Annotated in this window: 4 protein-coding genes; all 4 read right to left on the bottom strand. The window is 71.9% G+C overall.

What is annotated here, in order from left to right; translation table 11 throughout:
• Positions 1 to 1,068, bottom strand: a 1,068-nt coding sequence (locus AC13HU_RS35575; protein WP_483046134.1) for a LysM peptidoglycan-binding domain-containing protein, incomplete at its 3' end; no start/stop codon positions are given.
• Between the two features lie 4 nt (positions 1,069 to 1,072).
• On the bottom strand, positions 1,073 to 1,516 hold the full coding sequence (locus AC13HU_RS35570) for a pilus assembly protein TadG-related protein (RefSeq protein WP_483046133.1): 444 nt from the start codon (positions 1,514 to 1,516) through the stop codon (positions 1,073 to 1,075).
• Positions 1,513 to 1,959 carry a TadE/TadG family type IV pilus assembly protein gene (locus AC13HU_RS35565; RefSeq protein WP_483046132.1) on the bottom strand — a complete coding sequence of 149 codons (447 nt, stop codon included), beginning with the start codon at positions 1,957 to 1,959 and terminating at the stop codon, positions 1,513 to 1,515. Before AC13HU_RS35565 ends, AC13HU_RS35570 begins: the two co-directional genes overlap by 4 nt.
• On the bottom strand, positions 1,956 to 2,405 hold the full coding sequence (locus tag AC13HU_RS35560; RefSeq protein WP_483046131.1) for a TadE family protein: 450 nt from the start codon (positions 2,403 to 2,405) through the stop codon (positions 1,956 to 1,958). The genes AC13HU_RS35565 and AC13HU_RS35560 overlap by 4 nt, the downstream gene beginning before the upstream one ends.
• Positions 2,406 to 2,496 lie beyond the last annotated feature (91 nt).

Here is a 2,496-nt window from a genome sequence, read left to right as displayed (position 1 = left end):
GTTCTCGTCCGCGCCGTGGTCGCTGTGTCCGGTTGAGCCGGGGCCGGCCTGCTGGTCCTGCCCGTGGTGGTCGTGGCCCTCCTGCCGGCCGGTGCTCTGGTGGTGCCCTTTGCTGGGGCCGGCTGCCGAGCCGGTTTCGGGGACGGTCAGCTCCCAGCCGGGACGGATCAGGTCGGGGTCGGTCAGGTGGGCCCCGTCGGGCTCGGCCCGGCCCTGGTTCGCGGCGAACAGTTGCGGGTAGTCGCTCGCGCTGCCGAGTTCGTCCTCGGCAATGCCGGAGAGGGTGTCGCCGGGGTGCACCGTGACGGTGTGTGCGGATGCCTCGGTGGTCGTGTCGAGTTGAGGCTCGGGTCCGCTGTCGGCGTCGTCGGGCATGATGAGCACCCAGCCGGGCTGGATCGGTGCGCCGGCGTGGAAGACCTCGCCGTCGACCATGGTCCGGCCCTGGTTGAGGCGGGCGATCTCCTCCCACCGCGAGCCGTCGCCGAGCCGCGCGGCGGCGATGCTCCACAGGCTCTGTGCGGGGCGGGTCTGCTGGACGGTGTAGGTGTTGTGGTGGGCGGACTGATCGGTGCTGGTGACGTCGGCGACCGAGGCGGTGTGGATCTGCGCCGGAGCGGTGGCGGCCACCTGGTGCGCCGCGGAGGTGACCGGCGTGCCGACTGCGAGGGCGGCGCTCGTGGTCGGTCCGATGATCAGGATGCTGCCGATCAGGGCGGCGGCCATGTGCTGGCTCCAGCCCAGGCCGGGCAGGTGCCGCGGCACGCGCCCGCGCAACTGCGCGGGGATCTCCATCAGGACCGACACGGCGAAGGACGCCCAGCCGAGCCAGCCGACCACGACCAGGGCGAGCAGGAACGCCGAGCCGGTGTCCGGGCTGGTGAACATCTGGCTGAAGGAGGACAGTTGATCCACTCCGGCCGGCCCGAACCGTACGGCCGCCACGTACAGGACGGCGGGCAAGCCGACCAGCAGGACGATCAGCAGCGCCAGGCTGCCGAGCGCGCGCAGCACGTCCAGCGCGGTCTGGCCGCGCCGCAGGCGGAGCTTGTACGGCGTCTTCGGCATCGGGTCACGGTCCCTTCGGAGTGGTCACGCCGTAGACCAGGGTGGCGGTGGCGTGGCCGTGTACCGGCATCGAGCCGATGCCGAGTACGGAGCTGTAGCTGGTGGTGATGTCGACGACGAGTTGGCGGCCGCCGTCGGTGACTTCGACGCTGGCGCCGCGGGAGAAGCCGGCCTGTTGCAGGTAGGCGTAGGCGGCCTGGGTGGCGGCGCCGGGGTCGACGACGATGGCGTTGCCCGGGATGGCCTGACCGGCGTCGATCTGCTCGCCACCGGCACGCGCGGCTTCCTGGGCGGCGGCGTCGGCTCGCTCCTTCATCGTCAGCTTCCCGCCGCCGTCCACGACGAGGGCGAGCAGGAGCAGCAGCCCGCCGATGACGATGACGGCGAAGATCGCGATGTCGCCGGCGTCCCGCTCCTCGGGCAGCAGTCGGTACGTCCTCATGCTCATCCCCGCTGCTCGTAGGTGTCGACGTAGGAGGTCCACGTCGAGCGCATCGTCTTGGTGCCGATCCCGACACCCACCAGGTCGGACAGGTTGACCCGGCAGGTGACGGTGGCCGTCACGTAGCCGGACTGGCCGGCCTTCTGCGGGAAGCGGCCGGTGCTGATGGTGACCTGCGGGGTGCAGTGCAGGCCTTCGTGGTTGAAGTCGTCGACCGCGGCCTGGTAGGCGCGGGACTGGGCCTGGCCGGGAGTTGCGGCCGAGGACGCCTCGCGGGCTGCGTCCTCGGCGGCGTCGTCGACGACCTGGCTGGACAGCACGATCCGGCCGGCCGCCATGACCAGGCACAGGAACACGATGAGCACCGGGGCGATGATCACGGCGGAGATGGCGGCCGAGCCCTCGTCCCCGTCCTCGCCGAGCAGGGCGTGCAGACGGGCGCGGATCACAGCCGCCTCCAGTTCTCGCGGGGCCCGGAGGCGCTCTGGCTGATGGAGATCCCGCTCATCCCCGGGATGATCGAGGGAGCGTGCCCGCTGACGGTGATGGTGATCCGGTCGGCGGTTGAGCCGGCCGAGGAGACGCGCGGGCCCAGCAGGGTCCCGCTGCCCAGGTCGGAGGCCACGCTGGAGGCGCGGGAGGTGCCCGCCCCGACCGAGGAGTGGTACGTGCGCCCCGTGCTCACGCCTTCGCGGGCCGCGGTCTGGGCGATCTCTCGGGCGTAGTACCACATCGCGGTCTGGGCGATGAGCACTGCGAACAGGATGACGAAGGGCATCACAATGACCATCTGGATGCTCGCGTCGCCGCTGTCGTCGTCGCGCCAGCGCGCCCGCAGGGAGGGGGACGGCTGCGCGGCGGGGCGCAGCAGGTCGCGCGCGGCGGCCCTGCGCATGCTGGTCCTCCTCTACTACATGGCCCGGAGTTGCGGTCGGATGACGGGACGGTGGTGGCGGCCGTGTGGGGGGTTGCACGGCCGCCACCAC

This window comes from Streptomyces sp. NH27, from assembly GCF_056859195.1.
Note: the sequence above shows the minus strand (reverse complement) of the source record. Positions and strands in the feature narration are given on the sequence as shown.